We start from the raw sequence: 1,620 nt of genomic DNA on the forward strand, positions 1-1,620 counted from the left end.
TATGCTGTAAATCTATATCTGGATGGAAAAGAAAGCCAACGGCGAATTGCCGATATGTTTGATGTAAGTCTTGCATCTGTCCAACAATGGATTCGAAACTATGAATCTATGGGAGTAAATGCATTCACATTGAAAGGAAATAAAAAATATTCCAAAGAATTGAAACAACAAGCAGTCTTAGATTATTTAGCAGGCCATGGTTCTCAAAATGATATTTGCAAAAAATACGGGATCCGTTCAAAAGGTAAGTTACAAACTTGGATAAAGAAGTATAATGGTCATGTAAAATTAAAATCTTCTGGAACAGGAGGAAGCATTGTCATGACCAAAGGAAGAAAAACCACTTTTGAAGAACGGGTTGAAATAGTACAGTATTGTATTGCACATGATCGTAATTATGCCCAAACAGCAGAACAATACCAGGTGTCCTATCAACAGGCTCGCAATTATATAGTCAAATATGAAGCTGGTGGAGTGAAAGCTTTAAGAGATAACCGTGGCAAACGAAAACGTCCCGATGAAATGAGTGAATTAGAAAAGCTGCGTGCTGAAGTTAAAATTTTAAAAGCAGAGAAAGAACGTGCTGAAATGGAGGCATCTTTTTTAAAAAAACTCGAAGAAATAGAGAGGAGGCGGGGCTAAGCCTGGTCCGTCATGAACATATATATCAGGCAATCAAAGAAGAACATGAAGATCATAATTATTCAGTTGCTGCACTTTGTAAACTTGGTAATGTTTCTAGAGCAGCTTATTATAAATGGCTACACAGAGAAATTTCTAAAAGTGAGCAAAAGAATAGGCTTATTGCTGACGAGATAGAAAAGATTCATACAGACTCACCGGATAAAGGCTATCGAAGAATCAGAGATGATTTGGAACGATATCATGGTATTGATGTAAACGATAAACGTGTACTACGCATTTGCCGTAAACTTAATATAAAATCAACTGTCAAGTATTCTAACAACGGATGCACAAGACAGGCTGCAAACCCTCAGTATATAGCGGAAAACATACTTAATCGGGAGTTCACTGCCAAAGCACCAAATGAAAAATGGCTCACTGATGTGACAGAATTCCATTATTATATTGGAATGGAAAAGCATAAAGTTTATCTAAGTGCAATACTGGATCTATATGATAGACGGATTGTTTCGTATGTTATTCGTGATAAGAACAACAATGCTTTGGTGTTTGATACGATAGACAATGCTTTACTTAGAAATCCTGGTGCGCAGCCACTGTTTCACAGTGACAGGGGGTTCCAATATACGAACAGGACATTTCATACAAAACTTGTAAATGCTGGAATAATACAAAGCATGTCGCGAGTTGCTAAATGTATCGACAATGGACCAATGGAAGGGTTTTGGGGAATTCTGAAGAGAGAGCGATACTATGGAAAACGATTCACTGATAGAAGTACTCTCGTAAAAATGATCGAAGATTATATAGATTACGACAACAACAAACGTTTGCAAAGGAATCTTGGAATTTTAACACCAATGGAAAAACATGAAATTTACTTGCAAGCTGCATAAAAACTGCCAGCAGATAAATTTCTGCTGGTAGGAAAAATTTATATTTTTTCAATTGTCTACTTGACGGGGAGCAGTTCAA

The 1,620-nt window shown here is 36.6% G+C and carries 2 protein-coding genes; both read left to right on the forward strand.

The annotated features are described in order from the left end of the window. Positions 1-642: helix-turn-helix domain-containing protein (locus tag DXB52_RS15680; protein ID WP_118108043.1), on the forward strand; the 642-nt coding region annotated here is incomplete at its 5' end. A 2-nt stretch (positions 643-644) separates the two neighbouring features. Further along, entirely contained in the window at positions 645-1,541 is an 897-nt protein-coding gene (locus DXB52_RS15685; protein WP_118108045.1) for an IS3 family transposase, read from the forward strand. Positions 1,542-1,620: the final 79 nt, after the last annotated feature.

Source organism: Ruminococcus sp. OM04-4AA, assembly GCF_003462585.1.
In the GTDB taxonomy this organism is placed as follows: Bacteria; Bacillota; Clostridia; order Lachnospirales; family Lachnospiraceae; genus Mediterraneibacter; species Mediterraneibacter faecis.